Source organism: Mesorhizobium sp. B2-8-3 (assembly GCF_006440815.1).
In the GTDB taxonomy this organism is placed as follows: Bacteria; Pseudomonadota; Alphaproteobacteria; order Rhizobiales; family Rhizobiaceae; genus Mesorhizobium.
This window is the reverse complement of the sequence record NZ_VFTW01000040.1, coordinates 12,003-30,889: the sequence shown is the minus strand read 5'-3', so window position 1 is coordinate 30,889 and position 18,887 is coordinate 12,003. Positions and strand designations below refer to the sequence as shown.

Genomic DNA, 18,887 nt, shown 5'->3' with positions numbered 1-18,887 from the left:
TTATCTCAAACCGTTAGGCGATCACGTCAGATTTCGTACCGTCGTCATCTTTTGTTCGCTAAATGGGAACGGAAGGGATAGACGACGCATTGTTTCGCGACACATTAACCGATACGTGTCAAAAAATGGTGCGGTGCACAATACGGGCATTGAGCACGGACAAGAGTTTGGCGGAGTAGCTGAAGTGTCACTTCTGCAGATCTACTTTAGAGCGCTGGGTTATCTGGCGGCCGATAAGAAGCGCGTCGCGCTGATTTGCTGCGCCAATGTCGCGCTCGCGGCGATCGCAATCCTCGAGCCGATCCTGCTCGGCCGGGTGATCGGTGCCATTTCGGAAAAAGGCCCGGTGTTTTCGACGCTCGCCGTCTGGGCCGCGCTCGGCATCTTCAACGTCGTCGCTTTCGTGCTGGTGGCGCGCGGCGCCGATCGCTTCGCCCATGCCCGCCGCTCCGAAGTGCTGTGCCAGTCCTTCGAGCGCGTGATCACCATGCCGCTCGCCTGGCATCACCAGCGCGGCACGTCCAATTCGCTGCACACGCTGCTGCGCGCCGTTGAGACCCTGTTCAGCCTGTGGCTCGAATTCATGCGCGTGCATCTCTCGACCGCCATCGCGCTGGTGCTGCTGGTGCCCACCGCGCTCGCCATGGATATCCGCATGTCCATCGTGCTGCTCGGCCTCGGCGTGCTCTACGTTGGCATCGGCCGCATCGTCATGCGTCGCACCAAGTCGGGGCAGACCGCCGTCGAGCGCCACTACCACACCGTCTTTGCCCATGTCTCCGACAGCGTCAGCAATGTCGCCGTGCTGCAGAGCTACAACCGCATCGGCCATGAGACCGCGACGTTGAAGCGTTATGTCAAGGACCTGCTCGACGCGCAGAACCCTGTGCTCGACTGGTGGGCGATCGCCAACGCGCTGAACCGCCTGTCGTCGACCATCTCGATGATGATCGTGCTGTCGATCGGCGCCTATCTCGTTACCCAGGGCCAGCTCCGCGTCGGCGACGTCGTCGCCTTCACTGGCTTTGCCGGAATGCTGATCGCCCGTCTCGACCAGATGTCGGCCTTCACCACCCAGATTTCCGAGGCGCGCGCCAAGCTCGAGGACTTCTATCGCCTTGAGGACTCGGCCGCCGAAACCGTCGAGCCCGATGGCCTGCGCGAGCTCGCCAACGTCACCGGCCATGTGCGCTTCGAGGACGTCAGCTTCGAGTTCGCCAATTCCGGTCACGGCATCGAGGACGTCTCGTTCGAGGTCCAGGCCGGCCAGACGGTCGCCATCGTCGGTCCGACCGGCGCCGGCAAGACGACGCTCATCAATCTGTTGCAGCGCGTCTTCACGCCGTCCAGCGGCCGCATCCTGATCGACGGCGTAGACACCCGCACGGTGACCCGCAAGTCGCTGCGCCATTCGATCGCCACCGTCTTCCAGGACGCCGGCCTGCTCAACCGCTCGATCGAGGACAACATCCGCGTCGGCCGCGCCGATGCGAGCAATGACGAGGTGCACGCTGCCGCCAATGCCGCCGCCGCGCAGGACTTTATCCTCTCCAAGAGCTGCGGCTACGACACCGTCGTCGGCGAGCGCGGCGGCCAGCTCTCGGGCGGCGAGCGCCAGCGTATCGCCATTGCCCGCGCCGTGCTGAAGGACGCGCCGATCCTGGTGCTCGACGAGGCGACCAGCGCGCTGGACGTGGAAACCGAGGACCGCGTCAAGGAAGCGATCGACGAGCTGCGCCGCAACCGCACGACCTTTATCATCGCTCACCGCCTGACCACGGTCCGCGACGCCGACCTCGTCGTCTTCATGGACAAGGGCAAGGTGGTCGAGTCCGGTGGCTTCACCGAACTGTCGCTGCGCAACGGCCGCTTCGCCTCCCTGCTGCGCGCCGGCGGCCTGCTCAACGACGAAGAGGTCCGCCGCCTCAGCCGTCCGGTTACGGAAGCGGCGTAATCCTAGAGCTCCCCCTTCTCCCGCAAGGGGAGAAGGCAAGGGCGCGCTCCCGCCTGCGACATCCGTCCAATTGCCCCAAACCTCATGCCGGTCTATTTAGGTCGGCATGAGCGACACCACCTCACGGCTAGCCGCCTGGACCGATCTCGCCAACCCGACGCGCTTCGTTGGGCTGGCGGACAAGATCATTCCGTGGCTGGCGGCGGTCGCGGCGATCCTGCTCGCCGTCGGCCTCTATATGAGCTTCACCGCGCCGGAGGATTTCCAGCAGGGCATCACCGTGCGCATCATGTACATCCACGTCCCTTTCGCCTGGCTGGCCATGATGTGCTACACGATCATGGCGATCGCGGCGCTGGGCACCCTGGTCTGGCGCCATCCGCTGGCCGACGTGGCGCTGAAATCGGCGGCCCCGATCGGCGCCACCTTTACGGCACTTGCGCTGATCACCGGCTCCATCTGGGGCAAGCCGATGTGGGGCACCTGGTGGGTGTGGGACGCGCGGCTGACCTCGGTCTTCGTGCTTTTCCTGATGTATCTCGGCATCATCGCGCTGACCCGCGCGCTGGATGATGCCGGCCGCGCCGCCTGGGCCGCCGCCATCATCACCCTGGTCGGCTTCATCAACATCCCGATCATCAAATTCTCGGTCGACTGGTGGAACACGCTGCACCAGCCTGCCTCGGTCTTCCGCCTCGGCGGCCCGACCATCGATCCCTCGATGCTGTGGCCGCTCGCCGTGATGGCGCTCGGCTTCACCGTGCTGTTCTTCGCGCTGCACCTGATGGCGATGCGCACGGAGATTTTCCGCCGCCGGGTGACCGCGATGCGCAGGGTTGCAGCGCGACAGGCGGAGCGGGCTTAACCTTCTCCCACAAGGGGAGAAGGAAATGCGCTGCTCACCCCATCCGTCCCCTTGCCGCCACCGGCAGCGTTTCCAGCACCTTGTCGCCGTCGATCAGGTGCACCTGGTCGAACAAATTCGTCACCACGCAGCAATGATCGGGCACGACGCGCACGCGCTGGCCGATGCCAAGGCCCGCGCCGTCCGAGAGTGTCACGGTGCCATGCTCTTCGCTCAAGCCGGTGACCCGCGCGCCCGGCACCCCGAGCAACTCGCCGAACTCCGGCAGCCCGAGCGTATCGGAAGACAGCGCCTTGCTGCCGCTGTCGAGGATGGCGCGGGTCGCAGTCGGATGGCTGACCACCGTGGCAAGCACCGTCAGCGCGCAATCGTCCAGCGTGCCGACGCCTTTGGCGACCTGGTAGCGGTCGAGATAGATATAGGTGCCGGGCCGGTATTCGGTGACGACGCTGTCTTCGCCGGAGCGCCACATGTCCGGCGTGCCGCCGCTGGAGATGCGTTCGCATTCGAGTCCCGCCGCGGCAAGCGCGTCGCGCGCGGTCTTCAGCCAGGCTTCCGCCTCGCCGGCGCGCCCCGCGGCCGGATAGGTCATCAGCCCGCCGAAGCTGAGGCCCTTGGCCTGATCGATCACCTTCGCCAGCGCCAGCGCCTCGTCGGCGCTCTGCACGCCGCAACGGCCCATGCCGGTATCGCACTCGACCAGCACGGACAGCGGATGACCGGCATCGGTAGAGGTCGCGGCAAGCCCTTCCAGCGTATCGTGGCTGTCCGCCGTCACCGAGAGCGTGACACGGCCATGCAGCGCCTTCAGCCGCTCCAGCTTGGCGCGGCCGAGGATGTTGTAGGGCAGGAAAATGTCGGTCAGCCCGGCATCGGCCATCACCTCCGCCTCGCCGATCTTCTGGCAGGTGATGCCGACGGCGCCGGCCGCCACCTGCTTCTTTGCCCAGTAGGGCAGCTTGTGCGTCTTGATATGCGGCCTGAGCTTCAACCCATGCGCGTCGGCATGCGCCTGCGCCTTTTTGATGTTGGCTTCGGCGCGGGCCGCATCGATGAGGATCGCCGGGGTGTCGAGGTCGTCTATGCTTGCCATGGGATCACCGTCCAAAGCATGTCTTCCGAGCGGCAACCGCTGCGGGATAAGACATTGCGTTAAAACAAATCAGTTGGGTTTATGGCCCCGAAAGCCGCCCATGTCACGGGGCCAACCCGTCAGTTTGCGTCGACAGCGGGCAGGCATTGGGCTATTCGGATGGGCAGATTTCAGCAGGCAACGGCCGGGAGGAAACACGACCATGAAGCGCTCCAAGATCAACGACATCATCCGCGAAGCCGACGCCTTCATCCGCTCCTTCGGCTATATCATGCCACCCTTCGCCTATTGGTCGCCGGAAGAGATGAAGACGCATAAAGCGGACTCCTCGGCCATCTTCACCTCGCGCCTCGGCTGGGACATCACCGATTACGGCCAGGAGAAGTTCGACGAGCTAGGCCTGTTCCTGTTCACCGTCCGCAACGGCCGCTACGAGGACATGAAGCTCGGCATGGGTATGCTCTACGCCGAAAAAATCATGATCTCGCGCAAGGACCAGCTCTCGCCGATGCACCGCCACAACATCAAGGCCGAGGACATCATCAACCGCGGCGGCGGCAAGCTGGTGCTGGAACTCTTCATGCACGACCGTGACGGCGGCATCGACCCGAAGGCCGAAGTATCGGTGCCGGTCGACGGCACCATCCACCGGATGCCGGCCGGCGGCCTGCTGAAGCTCGATCCGGGCCAGAGCGTGACGCTCCTGCCAGGCGTCTGGCACGCCTTCTGGGCCGAGGGCAAGGACGTGCTGATCGGCGAGGTCTCGACCGTCAATGACGACCTCACCGACAACGTCTTCCGCGAGCCGATCGGCCGCTTCTCCAACATCGACGAGGACGTCGCGCCGCTGCATCTCTTGGTGTCGGACTACGAGAAGTGGGTGGGGTAGGCGAGGGACGCTTCACTACCGCGCATACTTATCCGCCTTGCGGTTCCCAAGCAGCAGCTTGCGTTCCAGATGCGCCCGGAGCTCGGCGTAATAGGCGGTGAGAAAAGCCTTTGAATCGATCGGCTCGACCCTGGCGCCGATCTTGCGGCCGATGGTCTCCGCCACCGCCTTCAGCGCCGAATAATCGTCGCGGCGCAGCACTTCCTCCAGCTTCTGCAACTCGGCGATGCCGTAGGCGTCGAGCTGCGCGGGGCTGAACTGGAAGCGCGCCGCGATCGGATCCTTGCGCCGCGAAAGGTCCTCGAGCAGCGCCACTTTCGGCGCCTCGACCACCCAGGTGCCGGCGAGCAGGTCGCCGATCCTCAGCCGATCGCGGTTGAACAGCGGGAACAGCGAGAACAGCAGCGCCCAGACCAGGCCGAAGATGGTCGTCAGCGTGTCGGCGACATCGGCGCTGGCGCGCGCGGCGAGGATCGACAGCGGCAGGAACACTTCGATCTCGCGCATCAGATTGCGCGCGATGACCTGGTCGAGCGTGAGGCCGGCGCCGCTGCGCGACGCGACCCTCACGCCAACCATGCGCTTGCCCGGCGTGGCTGCCCGCCGTCCCGCTTCGAAGGCGATGAAATAGACGTTGCGCAGGAAGAAGATGAAGACGATCCAGACGATGAAAAGTGGCTGCGCGTCCTGGAAGCCGAGGCCCGCCAAGCCAAAGATTATCACCAGAGAGACGACCACGGCCGCGGTGAGGATGATTACCACGTCGAGCAGGAAGCCCGAAGCCCGGGTGCCGGCGTCGGCCAGCTTGACCCTGAGATCGACGCCTTCCGGCGTCACAAGCGGACGAATCAGCGCTGCCGGGTTCTTGACCTTCGCTGTCCTAGCGCTCGCCATGCCGCACCATCCGGAACAGGTAGAAATAACTGAGCCATAAGGCCAGCATGCCGCCGCCGATCGAGTAGCGGACAATGTCGCTGGTGATCGTCTGGCGGCCGATGCCTTCGAGCAGTCCGGCAAAAAGCAGCATCACCGTGACGCCGATCATGGCGGTCGCCGCCACGCGACCGGCCCGGGCGGCGGCCGCCATGCGGGTCAGTTCGCCGGGAAAGGCGATGCTGGTGCCGATGCGCATGCCGGCCGCGCCCGCGATGGCGATGGCGAACAGTTCGGTCGTGCCGTGGATCGACAGCCAGCCGCCGAGCGCGAAGCCGAGCCCCTTGGCGGCATAGATCTGGAAAATGGCGCCGAGCATGCAGCCATTCATCAGGATGATCAGCACGCTCGGCACGGCGAACGCGAAGCCTAGCGCGAAGGCCAGGATCGACACCTGCGTGTTGTGGGTGAAGAGATAGGCGGCGAACCCCGACAGGAAATGGTCGCCGCCGCCGTAAAGCACGCTGCGCAGCGTTTCGGCCGACGAATCCGGGTTGCGCCCGCCGGCCAGGCTCGGCGCGATGATGGCGTCGTACCAGCGCTTGTCGGAAGCGACCAGCCAATAGCCGGCAATGGCGCCGATCACCGTTAGCCCGACGGATGTCCACACCTCGCGCCACAGGTCGCGGATCGCCGCCGGCCAATCGTGCAGGAAGAAGTCGCCGATGCGCGTCCGCAGGCTCCGCCGCGCGCCATAGAGATAAAAATAGCCGCGCAGGCACAGCGCCTCGAGATAGGCGATCAGCGCGCTGTCGAGCGAGGTCGCGCGCGCCACCGAAAGCGATGACAGCGCCGAACGGTAGAGGAGCGGCAGCGACAGCAATTCGTCTTCCGACAGCGCGCGCGGCGCGCGCTTCTCGACGCGCGCCAGCAGCGCCTCGAAGGCTTTCCAGTCGGCTTCGCGCTCCTGGCGGAAGCTTGCCAGCGACTGGCGCACGGCATCGGTGCCGGCCGGCAGCGTCATAAGAGGTTCTCCTCCTTGAGCTGGATATAGCGCTCGACCAGCGCCGGGCCGAGCCGCTGATGGTCGGCCTCGATGACATGCGCACCGAGCAGGCGCAGGCGGCCGATCACCACCTGCCGCTGCCGCAGGAGGTCGCCGGCGGTGACGGAGCGGGCGACGTCCTCCGGCGCCGCCGGCGCCATGTCGGCCAGAGTCTCCAGCTCCACGTCTTTCATCAGCATGAACAGCACCAGATGGCGCTCGGTCAGCCGGCCGACGGTGCGCAGCATCAATTCGGCGCTGATCGGATCGACGAAATCGGTGAAGACGATGACCAGCGAGCGCCGGTCGAGCTTGGCCGAAAGCGTGGTCAGCGCCAGGGTGAAGTTGGTCTCCTCGGCCGAATAGTCGATCTCGGCGGCGCGCTTCTGGATCATGATGAAGCTCGGCGAGCCGCGCACCGCGCCGCTGGAGACGCGCGGCCTGGCATCGAAGGAAAACAGGCTCACGAGATCGCCGCCCTTGAGCGCGATGAAGGCCGACAGGAGCGCCGCCGTCACTGCCCGGTCGACCTTCGGCACGCCATCGACCGGCTCGCACATCAGCCGGCCGCTGTCGATGGCCAGAACGATGTTGTTGTTCTCCTCGATCCGGAACTCGCGCGCCAAAAGCTTGCCATGACGGGCGCTGCGCTTCCAGTCGATCATGCGCCGGCCCATGCCGGGCTGATAATCCTTCAGCGCTTCGAACTCGCGGCCCTGGCCGGCGCGCTTCTGCGCATGACCATCGGCAAGAGCGGAGCGCTGCAAGAGCGTGATCGCCTCGTCGCGCGCGCTGCTGACATCGGGCAGCACCACAACCTTGCGGTCGACGGGCAGCACGACCTGGTTCCAGATCAACCCGAATGGGCCCTGCCAGCGCAGCCACAGCCGGTCGAAACTGGCGATGCCGCGGCGGATGGCCTCGAATTCGAGATCGAGCGTGCCGCCATTGGCCGGCAGCGCACCGCCGGTGCCGGCGACCGGCTGCAGCCGCTGGTCATGCCCGACACGCGCCTGCAGGCGCCGGAGCTCGGCGCCGAAACCCGCCGCGATATGCAGCGTGAAGCGCCCGCCGACGCCGACCTGCGGCGGCGCCGTCAGCGTTGCGTTGAGCGAGGCGCGGCCTCTGCCCGCGGCCGCGTCCACCGCCAGGAAGGCGAGCAGCACGCAGATCCACAACAGGCCGAGATACCAGACATGTGGCAAAGCGAGCGCGATCAGGAAGGCGGGGATCGCCCCCGCCGCCGCTGCCCAGACCGCTCGCCCGCTCGGATAGATCAACGCGGCGCTTCCGTATGGTCGACGAGGTCCGAGACGATCTGCTCGACCAGCCGCCCGTCGATCTGCGCCGCCGGCGAGAGAACCACACGGTGGCGCAGCGCCGGCACGGCCAGCGCCTTGACGTCGTCCGGGATGACGTAGTTGCGGCCGTCGAGCGCCGCCCTGGCGCGCGCGGCTCTCGCCAGCATGGCGCCCGCACGCGGGCTGGCGCCGACCTCGAGGTCGGGGCTTTCGCGCGTGCCGCGCACAAGCGCCGCGATATAGCCGACGACATCGTCGACCAGCGTGACGTCGCCGACCGTGGCAAGCGCAGCTTCCAGCGTCTTGCGGTCGGTGCGCGCCTTGATGCCGTATTGCTCGATATCGTGCGAGGCCGAGCCGCCGCCGTGATGAACAATGATGGCGCGCTCTTCCTTGAGGTCGGGATAGCTCACCCTGTGCTTGAACAGGAAGCGGTCGAGCTGGGCTTCGGGCAGCGGATAGACGCCCTGATGCTCGATCGGATTCTGCGTCGCCACCACCATGAAATTACCGCCGAGCGAATGCGTGGTGCCGTCGAAGGTGACGGCGTGCTCCTGCATGGCTTCGAGCAGCGCCGCTTGCGTCTTCGGCGGCGTGCGGTTGATTTCGTCGGCAAGCAGAAGATCGCAGAAGATCGGGCCGCGCGTCAGCGTGAACTGCCCGGTCTGGAAATTGTAGATGTTGGAGCCGACGATATCGCCGGGCATCAGGTCGGGCGTGAACTGGATACGGCCATAGGCGACGCCGAGCGCCTGCGCGAAGCAGCGCGCCGTCATGGTTTTGGCGGTGCCCGGCGGGCCTTCGAGCAGGATATGCCCGCCGGCAAACAAAGCCGTCAGCATCAGGTCGACGGTATCGCGCTGTCCGGTGATCGCTTTCGCGACTTCTTCCCTGATCGCGCCCGCCAGGGCTTTCACTTCATCGACGTTCACCGAGCCTCCTTGCCGTCCAGTCATGCAGCTGTTCGGCTGCTTCATGCATTGCGGCCAAATTGTTGGATTCATTCGCGGCCTTGAAGCGCCGGCTGAAGCCATGCGTCTCGCCCTTGTCGCGGGAATCGAGCCAGTGGTCGAGCGCTTCGCCCTGCAGCCCGTGCGGCGCGCCGAGCAGCGCCGCGGCCCGTGCCCGCATCAGCGATGCGTAACGGTCGCCGAGCCCCTGCAGCCGCCCGGCGCGCCTGAGCAGCATCGCCGTCGTGTCGACCAGCGCCTGCTTGCCGAAGGCGATGGCGCGGCCTTCCGCGCGCGGCGGGCCGAAGCGGCCGAGCCCGTGCAGGAAGGCGAGCGCGGCCGCCACCAACACCGACAGCGTCAGCGCCAGGAAGGGCGGTTCGACCAAAAGCTTGGCAAGATCGTATTTCTGGCCGATGCCGTGCAGTGTCAGGTCGAACATGACGGCGCCCTTGGCGGGCTCGATCATGGCGATCATGTCGAGCGCGGCGGCTGCCGTCCGCTCGTCCTTGAGCCCGGCATTGTTGATGAAATCGGGATCGGTGAGGATGTAGAAGGGTTCGTTGTCGAGCTCGGTCAGGATAGCCCTGCCGTTTCCGGCCGCGATCAGCGGATGGTCGTCCGCCACCCATTGCAGTTCCTCCGGCGCGGGCACCGTTCGGCCGGCGATATTGATCTGCGAGAGCGTGTTCTTCGCCTCGCCGAGCTTCGCCTTGGCGATGCGGCCGAGCCAGTCGTTGACGACCGTATTGGGCAGCCGCTCGACCTTGGTCTCCCAGCCGTCATGGCTGAACAAGGGAAAGGTCTGCCATTTCGGCAGGACGAAAAGCGTGTCCTTGCCGGAGCGCAGCTTGATGATGCGGTCGAGCGCGGCCGGGTCGCTGCCCGGCGCGATGGTGACGATGAGCAGAAAAGTCGAGGCCAGCGGCGGCGACGCCAGGTCCTTCTCGCCGCGCTCCATCGGTGGCGCCTGTCCGTTGGCGAGCTTCAGCCATTCGACAAGCCCTGCATAGCCGGTGCCACCCTTCGAAAACGGCGTGGCGCCGCCCTCGGGCTGGCGGAAATCGGGCGCATAGGTGGACAAAAGGAAAAAACCGGCCGCCGCCAGCAGGCTGGCGAAGATGCCCCAGAACAGGGTTCTGCGGCTGAACGGCGCCTCGGTCGTCTCGGCGGGCTGCGCGCTCATGCCCAGGCATCCCGGAAGGCGAAACGCTCATAGGCGCCGCGCGCCTGCCGCCAGCCCTCGGCGCCGACGGGACGGCGGGCAAACAAGGCTGCCTCGACGATGCGGGCGATCTCGCTGAACGCGGCGCGGGGCCGCGTGGGGATAGAGCCCGCGGCGGCGATATCGCGCGCGGTGAGCGACGGGCGCAGGAAGTTGGGCAGCCGGGTGGCTATGTCGGCGACGCTGCGGCGCAACAGAAGATGCACCGCCTCGTCAAACTCGCCGCGCGCCGCGAGCGCATCGGCCTCGGAGAGTAGGATCTGGGCGGCCCCCGCGTCAGGGCGCCATTCTTCCCTCGCTTCGGTTTCTTCGCGTTTCCGCCGCCATGGCAGGCGCCAGGCAACGCCTTTGGCCTCGAGAAAAAGCAGGAAAGCAATGATCGCGACGCCGATGATTACCGCCCCCCAGAACAGATAGATCATGTAAGGGCCGAGCTTAGCTAGGCCCTCCAGTACAGGCTTCAGCCATTCGGGAGGCTCGGGCCGCACATAGGTCGGCAGCCCGAACTGGATCGAATCGTCGGCCAGCAGCTGCTTGTGCAACTGCGCCAGCCGTCCGGCCTCATCCGTCGCTGCGGCTGTCACCCGCTCGTTCCCCCTGCAACCTGCGGTTCGGGGCCGACACTGGCAATACGCCATGACAATTGCAAGCGCACTGGACTTAGCCCTTCAACCTTGGCAAATTTACTTTGAAGTCATCGGTCGGATACGGTGGTGACTCGGGGGAAATTATCATGACTACTGCGACATTGGGACAACCCGGCAGATTCGAGATCGGCAGGGTATTCAGCAACACCTTCGGCGTGATTGGCCGAAACATCGGACTTTGCGTGGGCTTGGCGGCTTTGTTTGCGGGCCTGCCGGCATTGCTCGTCAGGCTGTGGACCCAGCCGCAGATCGACGCAATGATGCAGCGCGACCCCGCCACCATGGCCGACCCGGGCGCCATGTTTCGCAATTCCTACATCACCATCATCGCCGGGCTGATCTCCTTTGTGTGCGCGCTGCTGCTGCAGTCGGCGCTGGTGCGGGCGACCATCGAGGACCTCAACGGCAAGCGCCCGTCCTTCGGCGACTGCATCCAGATTGCGATCCGCTTTCTGCTGCCGACGCTCGGCATCGGCCTTCTCGTCGGTCTCGGCGCGGGTATCGGCCTGATGCTGTTGATCGTGCCAGGCATCATCCTCTGGCTCGGCTGGTCGATGTCGGTGCCGGTTCTCATCCAGGAGCGGCGCGGCGTGTTCGGCTCGATGTCGCGCAGCCGGGTTCTGACCAAGGGCAGCCGCTGGGCGCTGTTCGGCCTGTTCCTCATTCTCATCATCATCGCGATGATCATCCAGTGGGGAATATTGCTCGTTCTTGTGCTGTTCGGCGGCATCATAGCCGAGATCGGAGCCGCGCTGGTGCAGACCGTGGTGTCGATGGTGCTGTCGATCGCCACGGCGGTGAGCTACGTCGAACTGCGCCAGGCGAAGGAAGGTGCAAGCATCGACGAACTGGCGGAGATATTCTCGTAAGGAACGCTGCGGAGCTGCGCTCGATCGAGGGGCGCCGAACCTCCGCAGCCTCAATGACAACAGCAATGGTCTGCCTGCACGCTGGTCCGGCACAGGCATGACGAGGTGATCGCTACGTCCGCCTTGGCAAGTGCTGCCGCCAGCTTCGCCTGCAACCCCAGCAGTTCCTCTTTCTCGCCGCGTCGCTTCAGGCATTCGACCAGCCCGTGCAGCGCCCAGACATTGTCCGGGTGCTGGGCGCAGCGCTGCACGGCGCCGCTCAGGCCCAGATCGTCGCGATAGACCTGCTCGGCCTCCGCGGCGTGGCCCTGGTCGAGAAGGAGTGCTGCCAGCGCGTGGCGCGGCGGGTGCATCCAGGCCCACGGCTCGGTGTAGGAGAGATTGTCGTCGAGCTCGACCGCGCGCCGCAGGTGCTCGTAGGCCTCATCATGCCGGCCCTTGTGGTAGGCAAGCTCGCCGTCGAGCAGGGTGGCGCCGACCGCGAGCGAGGCTTTTGTCGGGTTGCTGAGGAAGCGGCGCTCCGGTGCAATGCTGTCGATTTGCCGGCTAAATAGTTCGCGTTCGCGCTCGGCCGCCGCGAATTCGCGCAGCGTCGCATGCGCCACGCCCTTGGCGTAGTGTTGCAATGCGGTGGTCACCACATAGAGTTCAGGCTCGCCATTCATCGGCTCGTCGATGATCTCGCGCCAGCGCCCGAAGCGCACCTGCACATGCGATTTCATCGCGTGGTAGCCCTCGACCGTCTGCGTCAGTTTCGGCCGCCCGGCAATGCTGACGACGTCGCGTGTCACCAGGCTGCGCACCTTGTCGGCCGCCCACAGAGCATGGCGGTACTGGCCAAGGAACATGCAGGTGAACATCATCAGATGCAGGTCGTGGCAGCAGCCGAGCAGGTAATAGGTCGGCTCGCCGGCATAGGCGAGGTAGAGATCGTTGGCGCGCACCGCCTTCTCGCTGGCGATCTTCGCCTTCTCATACTCGCCGCAGAGCACGTAAATGTGCCCAGGCATATGGTTCATGTGGCCGGCATCGGGGCACATCGTGCCCAGCCGCTCCGCCGAGCGCGTGCCACGCTCGGGCTGCGTCGACATTTCGAGCAGGTGGATGTGAAGATGCAGCGCCGCCGGATGCGGCGCGGCACCTGCCTCGTCCGAGAGCCGGATCGAACGTTCGCAGATCTCCAGCGCTTCGAGCACGTCGGAATTCGGCGCCGGCGCGCCGGTCTTGAGGTTCCACAGGCGCCGCACCGTGCGCATCATCAGCGCCTCGACCGTCAGCGCCATCACGTCATGGTCGTCTGGAAAGTCGCGATAGACCTTTCGCATGGCAGTGGCATAGGCGTCGTCCCATTTTTCGAACTCGGCCGCGCTCACGCCATGCGGCTGCTGGAATCGGGCGGCCAGCGCCTCGATCAGCCGCCGTTCGACAGGGCTTGCTTGGGCCGCGTTGGCTTGCGCAAGCCGCGCATGCTCGAAGCAGCGCCTGGCGGCATGGTCGGCCTCGGCCTTGCCATGTTCCTTCCAGGTCAAATTGTAGAAAGGCCCGGCGGCATAGGCGATGCCCCAATGCACGAAGGCGCAGCCGGGATCGGTCTCCAGCGCCTTCTCGAAGCATTTTATCCCTTCCTCGTGGTTGAAGCCGTAACACCAGTTCAGCCCGATATCGAACCAGCGCTGCGTCTCGGCCGACGATGTGGAGATGGGGCGGCGATAGGTGCCGAGATCGAAGTGGTCCATGCCTTGCTGCTTCTCGCATTCCCCCGGCGGACAGCCGGTCGGAGCACTCTGTGCCGAAATGCGTTGGCTTGGCAAACAGCAAACGGCCGGCGCGGCCTTGAACGCCGCGCCGGCCGCTCGGTCCTGGGAGGATCAGGACTCCAGCCAGACTTTTTCGAAATGCTGCTCGAGCGCCTGGTGCTGTTCGCAACCCTGCACGCCCTTGCGGTAAGTGCGGTAGACCGAGCGCCAATAGGGCTGGATGATGATGCCGGAATCGCGCAGATTGGTCTCGATCGTGGCCATGATCTCCTTGCGCTGCGCAGCGTCGGGCGTTGCCAGCGCCTTGTCGAGAAGCTCGTCGAACTCCTTGTTCGAATAGGCGCTTTCGTTCCAGGCCGCGCCGGACTTGTAGGCTAAAGCCAGCACCTGGACGCCGAGCGGCCGGCCGAGCCATTCGGTGCAGGAATAGGGGAACTTGCTCCAGTCGTTCCAGAAAGTCGCGGCCGGCAATACCGTGCGCTTGACCTTGAGGCCCGCCTCGCGGATTTGCGCCGCGATCGCATCGGCGGTGCTCTTTTGCCATTCGATGTCGACCGAGATCAGCTCATATTCGTGGTCGGCCTTGCCGGCTTCGGAAATCAGCTTCTTGGCCTGATCGACATCGCGCACCGCAGGGCCGATATCGGCGAATTCTGGATGCATGGGGCCGACATGGTGGTTGTCGGCGGGTTTTCCGTGACCGTCGAGGCCGAGCTTCAGCACGGCTGCATTGTCGACGGCGAACTGGGCGGCGCGGCGCACCTTGACGTCGTCATAGGGCGCGTTGGAGACATTGAAGCGCGCGACGATGGTCGAGCCGGTGGCGATCTCGGAGTTCTGCAGGCCCATCTGGTCGGTCTGCGACACGGCGTCCGAAGCGGTCTCGTGATCGGTGTCGATCTCGCCGGATTCGAAGGCCGACAGCATGGCGTTGGGGTCCGAGCCGTAGTCGACCCATTTGATGCCGTCGAGATAGAATTCGCCCTTCCACCAGGGCTTGTCCTTGCGCTTCACCTCCGCGCCCGTCTCGGCGTCCCAGCTCACCAGTTCGCATGGGCCGGTGGTGATGGCCAAAGCCTTCTTCGGATCGGCATCGCCCTCATAGGAGCGGTGCATGATCAGCGCCGGATAATCGGCCATGCCGGCGATCAGCGAGATGTCGGGCTTCGGCAGGTTGATCTTGACGGTATGGTCGTCGATCTTCTGGATACCGCCGTCGACCGGCTTCTTGGTGTCGGCGTTGACCAGCGCGCCCATGCGCGCGGCAACCGAATTGCCGGCGACCGAGGCGTCGCACCAGCGGTTGAGGTTGTGGATCACGTCGTCGGCGTTGAAAGTGTCGCCGTTCGACCAGGTGATGCCCTTGCGCACGTGAAGCGTGATCGTCTTGGCGTCATCGCTGGTTTCCCAGCTTTCCAGCAGCCAGGGCTCGAAGGAAAAGTCGGTGTTCCAGCGCACCAGATATTCGTTGCACTGGCGCGCGACATTCGACATCTCGACGCCGTCGAAGGTGCGCGGATCCTTGAAGCCTTTGACGTTCATCGCCACACGCAGCACGCCGCCCTTTTTTGGCTCGGCGGCGCGGGCAGGCGAGGGAGCGATCCCGCCCAGCGCCATCGCGCCGGCGGCGCTGACGCCAAAGCCGGCCATCAAAGCCAGATATTCGCGCCGGCTGATCGCGCCCTTCCTGAAATCGTCGGCGATCGGCCTGGCGCGCGGGTGCAGTTTTCTGTCGGTCAGGATGAACTTCATCGTCGTTCCCTCTGTTGTTGGGCGCCCCGGGGACGCCATGCGCGGGGGCGGATGCGACCGCCGGAGCGCCATTGCCTGCGAAGGATGATAGGTCCGCTTTCCGCAGGGAAATGTTTGGTTTTCCGCAGTTCTTGTGCGCTGTTCCGCAGGGGACAGCTGATCTCCCCCCTTGTGGGGGAGATGTCCGGTAGGACAGAGGGGGGCGCTGTCCCGCCATACGTCTCAGCGGATTGGAGATGTCTTCTCAGGCAGATGTCGGACGTTAGGAAACCGAAGGGTCGCGATCCTTCGCGCCCCCCTCTGGCCTGCCGGCCATCTCCCCCACGAGTGGGGAGATTAGCGCTCCGCCACCGGCACCCAGCCTTGCAATGTCGCTGATAATCCTTCGAAACGCCGCCGCCGCGCGCGGCACCGTCGCCCGGGCGCGCAAAAAGCTGTGCACCAGCCGCGGCTCCTCGCGCCACCACGCTTGTCCGCCGGCGGCAAGGATGCGGTCGCGATAGGCCTCGCCGTCCGACGACAGCGGATCGCATTCGGCGGTGACGATCACCGTCGGCGGCAGACCGGAGAAATCACGAGCCATGAGCGGAGAGAGCGTCGGATCGTTCAAAGCCTGCCCGGGGGCGGAACGAATGCGGCGATAGAACTCGATGTCGGCGAGCGTCAGCAGCGGCGCCTTGGCGTGCTCGACATAGGAACGCCCACTCCCGTCGCCGCCCAGGCCAGGATAGATCAACATCTGGCCGACGGCATGCCGCGCATGATGTCGCGTCGCTTGCGCCACTGCGGCGGCGAAGTTGCCGCCGGCGCTCTCGCCACAAAGCAAGATCGGCAGCGTGCTGGTCGCGGCGACCCATTCGAACACGGCAAGAGCATCGTCGAAGGAAGCTGGATGCAGATGCTCCGGCGCCAGCCGATAGTCGGCCGAGACCACCTCGAAACCGGTGCCGGCGCAGATTTCGGCACAGATGTCGTCATGGCTGTCGAGATCGCCGAGCACGAAGCCGCCGCCATGATAATAGACGACGATCGCCGCTGCCGCCTTGCCCGCCATGCGGTAGAGCCGGACTGGGATGACATGCGCCGCCGTGGCGACAAGACCGTCGCTGGTCGTCACGCCTTCGGGGTGTCCTTGATGGAAAGCCACGCACATTTTGTCGTACACGGCGCGCTGCTCGGCGATCGGCGCGGCCACGATCTCCGGCGGGTACCAGCTGTCGACCTTGCCGATATAGTCCCACAGCTCCGGGTCGAGCCGATCGGCGTATTTGCCGCGCCTCGCCGAATTGCTTGGGTTGCTGGCCACTGCCGTCAGAGCTCGGCGTAGAGCCGCGCCGCGTTCTCGAAGGTGAAGCGCAGCGGCACCGAGCCCTCGACCTGCCATACGCTTACCGTATCGCCTGCCATCAGCCGGCAGGCATCGAGCGTGTTGACGACGGCGCCGCCATAGAGCCGGTTGGCGAGGTTGAGGATGCCGGTCTGATGCATGGCCGCACTTGCGCTGCCGCAGGCGTCCTTGACCAGCAGCACGTGAAAACCGCGCGCCACCGCGTCCTTCACCGTGGCGTCGATGCAGGCCTCGGTCCAGACGCCGGCGATCACCAGCCATTCGATGCCGGCTGCCTTGAGCTTGTCGCCGAAATCGTTCTTGCCGAAGGCGCTGGCTTCCTGCTTGACCAGAGTGGCTTCGCCGTTTTGCGGCGCCACCTCATGGCAGATCGCCGTCAGCGGATCGTCCTTGTCGGAGAAGGCCGACTTGCCGCTTTCGTCCACCGGGTGGAAAGGCCGCGCCTCGGCAAGATCCACGATATAGGCCCAGTGGTGGAGCGGCACGAAATTGCGCCGCGCCGCCTCCTGCAGGCGCTGCACATTGGCGAGGATGTCGGCAAACCCCTCGACCAGATAGCGTCTGTCCTTGCGATGCTCCTCCTGGAGATCGATGAACACCGCGGCCACCGTGCCGCGTCGAATGGAAATGGGCGTTTTCATGCGTATGCTCAAACTTCGTCATTCCAGGGCGACGCAGCCGCGCAGCGGCGTCGCGAAGACCCTGGAATCCATGCCGTTACCTTGATCGTCAATTGCTGCCTAACAGAATTCCGCACCGCGGCGAAGCGGAGACGGAACGGCATGGCTTCTAGGGTCTGCGCCGCGTCGCTTCGCTCCTTGCTTCGCCCTAGAATGACGACGGCACAGGTGTTGCGGCCAATCGCCAAGGCTTGCGATGCCGGACCGCCGCCCATCGTGCTTGCCTGCATCAAAGCTGCGGCTCCAGAAACTCATCCTCATAAGGAAAGCGCGAGAGCAGTTCGGTGCCGGTCTCGGTGATCAGGATCTCGTCCTCGAGCTTGACGCCTTCGCGGCCGCCTTTCTCGCCGATATAGCTTTCCACGCTCACCACCATGCCAGGCACGATGATGCCGTCGCGGCCATAGGTCTCGTAGTCCATCGAGTGCGCGATGAACGGCGTTTCGCCATGCATGCCGACGCCGTGCATGACCGAGGTGTAGCGCTGGTCGACGAAACGGTCCGGGATCTTCCACGCCTTCTCGGCAATCTCGCGGAACGCCATGCCGGGCTTGACGATCGAGATGTTGTGCTGCACCTGGTCGTGCGCCATGCGGTAGAGCGATTTCTGATAGGGCGTCGGCTTGCCCGGGCCGCAGCGGAAGGTGCGCGAGAAGTCGGAATAATAGCCGTAGCAGCCGATCGTGTCGGTATCGAGCGCCAGCAACTCGCCCGGCCTGATCTTGCGGCCGCTCGCCTCGTTGAACCATGGATTGGTGCGCTGTCCCGAGGTGAGCAACCGGGTCTCGATGAACTCGCCGCCTTGCCGGATCACCTCGCCATACATGATGGCGAACAGCTCGTTCTCTGAAACGCCGGGCTTGATCGCCTCGCGCACCGCGGCCACCGCGGCCTCGGCGCCCGCCATCGACGCCAGCAGGCATTTCACTTCCTCAGGCGTCTTGACCGCGCGCACGGCCAGGATCTCGCCCTGGCAGTCCCTGACCTCACAGCCGCGCTTCTCCAGCGCCAGCGCCTGCAGATGGCTGCAGCGGTCGAGGCCGAGCTTCATCGAACCGCCGCCATGCTTCTTCAACAGCTCGGCGATCTCGTCGGCGAACGGCCCGGCAGTCTCGTCATCGCGGCCGGAGACGGAGGACCAGACGAGCTTGGACGGCCGCGCCTCGTCGATCGTGTCGAGCACCATCGAGACGTGGTAGCTCTGCGGATATTCGAACAGCACGATCGGTCCTTCGGTCGGGATGAAGAAGTACCGCGTCGAATTGCGCAGGAAATAGCCGAACATGTTGCGCGAGCCAGTGGCGTAGCGCTGGTTGTAAGGGTCGAACAGCACGATGCCGCCATAGCCCACCTCGCGCATCCAAGTGCGCAACTTGGCCAGCCGCCCCTTGCGCAGCGCGTCGGCATCGATGAAGGACGGCTCGGTGTCGGACAGCCACATGCCGCCGGCCGGATCGGCCGCGACGGGATGGCGCATGCGGTCCTTGAAGTCCACATCCTCGGTGCTGTCGGGGTCGAATACGACGATGCTCATGGCGGGGTCTCCTGTTGCGGAGACCATAGCCGGACGCTGTAAGATCGCTGTGCGGAATTCCGCAGATGTCGTGCCGGGTGCCGCAGGCGAACGGGCAACGCCGTG

At 65.2% G+C, this 18,887-nt stretch carries 16 protein-coding genes; 4 read left to right on the top strand and 12 right to left on the bottom strand.

Annotation, left to right across the window (positions count from 1 at the left end):
- Window positions 1–184: 184 nt before the first annotated feature.
- Both FJ418_RS30675 and FJ418_RS30670 read left to right on the top strand, forming a co-directional pair.
- Complete coding sequence (locus FJ418_RS30675) at window positions 185–1,954, top strand: glucan ABC transporter ATP-binding protein/ permease (RefSeq protein ID WP_140656366.1); 1,770 nt, start codon at window positions 185–187, stop codon at window positions 1,952–1,954.
- A 106-nt stretch (window positions 1,955–2,060) separates the two neighbouring features.
- On the top strand, window positions 2,061–2,819 hold the full coding sequence (locus FJ418_RS30670) for a heme ABC transporter permease (RefSeq protein ID WP_140641277.1): 759 nt from the start codon (window positions 2,061–2,063) through the stop codon (window positions 2,817–2,819).
- Between the two features lie 34 nt (window positions 2,820–2,853).
- Here the strand turns inward: FJ418_RS30670 and FJ418_RS30665 are convergent, their stop codons facing one another.
- The gene (locus FJ418_RS30665; protein ID WP_140871986.1) at window positions 2,854–3,912 is read right to left on the bottom strand and encodes a D-TA family PLP-dependent enzyme; all 1,059 of its coding nucleotides are present in this window, start codon (window positions 3,910–3,912) and stop codon (window positions 2,854–2,856) included.
- Between the two features lie 202 nt (window positions 3,913–4,114).
- Here FJ418_RS30665 and FJ418_RS30660 point away from each other — a divergent pair, with 202 nt between their 5' ends.
- Window positions 4,115–4,801, top strand: coding sequence for a D-lyxose/D-mannose family sugar isomerase (locus FJ418_RS30660; RefSeq protein ID WP_140656358.1), 687 nt, complete (start codon window positions 4,115–4,117; stop codon window positions 4,799–4,801).
- A gap of 15 nt (window positions 4,802–4,816) precedes the next feature.
- On the opposite strand, the gene FJ418_RS30655 is transcribed toward FJ418_RS30660, so the two are convergent.
- The 6 genes from FJ418_RS30655 to FJ418_RS30630 are packed head-to-tail and all read right to left on the bottom strand — an operon-like array spanning window position 4,817 to window position 10,779.
- Window positions 4,817–5,695, bottom strand: a complete 879-nt coding sequence (locus tag FJ418_RS30655) for an RDD family protein (RefSeq protein WP_140871984.1) — start codon at window positions 5,693–5,695, stop codon at window positions 4,817–4,819.
- Window positions 5,682–6,698, bottom strand: coding sequence for a stage II sporulation protein M (locus FJ418_RS30650; RefSeq protein ID WP_140871982.1), 1,017 nt, complete (start codon window positions 6,696–6,698; stop codon window positions 5,682–5,684). Before FJ418_RS30650 ends, FJ418_RS30655 begins: the two co-directional genes overlap by 14 nt.
- On the bottom strand, window positions 6,695–7,999 hold the full coding sequence (locus FJ418_RS30645) for a DUF58 domain-containing protein (RefSeq protein ID WP_140871980.1): 1,305 nt from the start codon (window positions 7,997–7,999) through the stop codon (window positions 6,695–6,697). Before FJ418_RS30645 ends, FJ418_RS30650 begins: the two co-directional genes overlap by 4 nt.
- A complete protein-coding gene (locus FJ418_RS30640) occupies window positions 7,996–8,952 on the bottom strand; it encodes a MoxR family ATPase (protein ID WP_140871978.1) in 957 nt (318 codons plus the stop codon). Before FJ418_RS30640 ends, FJ418_RS30645 begins: the two co-directional genes overlap by 4 nt.
- Window positions 8,939–10,156: a DUF4350 domain-containing protein gene (locus FJ418_RS30635; protein WP_140871976.1), complete on the bottom strand. Its 1,218-nt coding sequence runs from the start codon at window positions 10,154–10,156 to the stop codon at window positions 8,939–8,941. Before FJ418_RS30635 ends, FJ418_RS30640 begins: the two co-directional genes overlap by 14 nt.
- Window positions 10,153–10,779, bottom strand: coding sequence for a DUF4129 domain-containing protein (locus FJ418_RS30630; RefSeq protein WP_246677179.1), 627 nt, complete (start codon window positions 10,777–10,779; stop codon window positions 10,153–10,155). The genes FJ418_RS30635 and FJ418_RS30630 overlap by 4 nt, the downstream gene beginning before the upstream one ends.
- A gap of 149 nt (window positions 10,780–10,928) precedes the next feature.
- On the opposite strand from FJ418_RS30630, the gene FJ418_RS30625 reads away from it, so the two are divergent.
- Window positions 10,929–11,711: a hypothetical protein gene (locus FJ418_RS30625; protein WP_140641295.1), complete on the top strand. Its 783-nt coding sequence runs from the start codon at window positions 10,929–10,931 to the stop codon at window positions 11,709–11,711.
- A 50-nt stretch (window positions 11,712–11,761) separates the two neighbouring features.
- Here the strand turns inward: FJ418_RS30625 and FJ418_RS30620 are convergent, their stop codons facing one another.
- The 5 genes from FJ418_RS30620 to FJ418_RS30600 form a co-directional block, all read right to left on the bottom strand.
- A complete protein-coding gene (locus tag FJ418_RS30620) occupies window positions 11,762–13,447 on the bottom strand; it encodes a hypothetical protein (protein ID WP_140871974.1) in 1,686 nt (561 codons plus the stop codon).
- 132 nt (window positions 13,448–13,579) lie between these two features.
- A complete protein-coding gene (locus tag FJ418_RS30615; RefSeq protein ID WP_140871972.1) occupies window positions 13,580–15,220 on the bottom strand; it encodes an ABC transporter substrate-binding protein in 1,641 nt (546 codons plus the stop codon).
- Window positions 15,221–15,482: 262 nt separating this feature from the next.
- Window positions 15,483–16,526 (bottom strand): alpha/beta hydrolase, encoded by a 1,044-nt coding sequence (locus FJ418_RS30610; RefSeq protein WP_246683281.1) that lies wholly within the window; start codon window positions 16,524–16,526, stop codon window positions 15,483–15,485.
- A 5-nt stretch (window positions 16,527–16,531) separates the two neighbouring features.
- On the bottom strand, window positions 16,532–17,209 hold the full coding sequence (locus FJ418_RS30605; protein ID WP_140871968.1) for an isochorismatase family protein: 678 nt from the start codon (window positions 17,207–17,209) through the stop codon (window positions 16,532–16,534).
- Between the two features lie 268 nt (window positions 17,210–17,477).
- Entirely contained in the window at window positions 17,478–18,782 is a 1,305-nt protein-coding gene (locus FJ418_RS30600) for a Xaa-Pro peptidase family protein (protein ID WP_140871966.1), read from the bottom strand.
- Window positions 18,783–18,887: the final 105 nt, after the last annotated feature.

Coding starts and splice junctions, on each gene's coding strand:
- FJ418_RS30670 (WP_140641277.1), top strand. CDS start 2,061: ATGAGCGACACCACCTCACGGCTAGCCGCCTGGACCGATCTCGCCAAC.
- FJ418_RS30665 (WP_140871986.1), bottom strand. CDS start 3,912: ATGGCAAGCATAGACGACCTCGACACCCCGGCGATCCTCATCGATGCG.
- FJ418_RS30660 (WP_140656358.1), top strand. CDS start 4,115: ATGAAGCGCTCCAAGATCAACGACATCATCCGCGAAGCCGACGCCTTC.
- FJ418_RS30655 (WP_140871984.1), bottom strand. CDS start 5,695: ATGGCGAGCGCTAGGACAGCGAAGGTCAAGAACCCGGCAGCGCTGATT.
- FJ418_RS30650 (WP_140871982.1), bottom strand. CDS start 6,698: ATGACGCTGCCGGCCGGCACCGATGCCGTGCGCCAGTCGCTGGCAAGC.
- FJ418_RS30635 (WP_140871976.1), bottom strand. CDS start 10,156: ATGAGCGCGCAGCCCGCCGAGACGACCGAGGCGCCGTTCAGCCGCAGA.
- FJ418_RS30625 (WP_140641295.1), top strand. CDS start 10,929: ATGACTACTGCGACATTGGGACAACCCGGCAGATTCGAGATCGGCAGG.
- FJ418_RS30620 (WP_140871974.1), bottom strand. CDS start 13,447: ATGGACCACTTCGATCTCGGCACCTATCGCCGCCCCATCTCCACATCG.
- FJ418_RS30615 (WP_140871972.1), bottom strand. CDS start 15,220: ATGAAGTTCATCCTGACCGACAGAAAACTGCACCCGCGCGCCAGGCCG.
- FJ418_RS30605 (WP_140871968.1), bottom strand. CDS start 17,209: ATGAAAACGCCCATTTCCATTCGACGCGGCACGGTGGCCGCGGTGTTC.
- FJ418_RS30600 (WP_140871966.1), bottom strand. CDS start 18,782: ATGAGCATCGTCGTATTCGACCCCGACAGCACCGAGGATGTGGACTTC.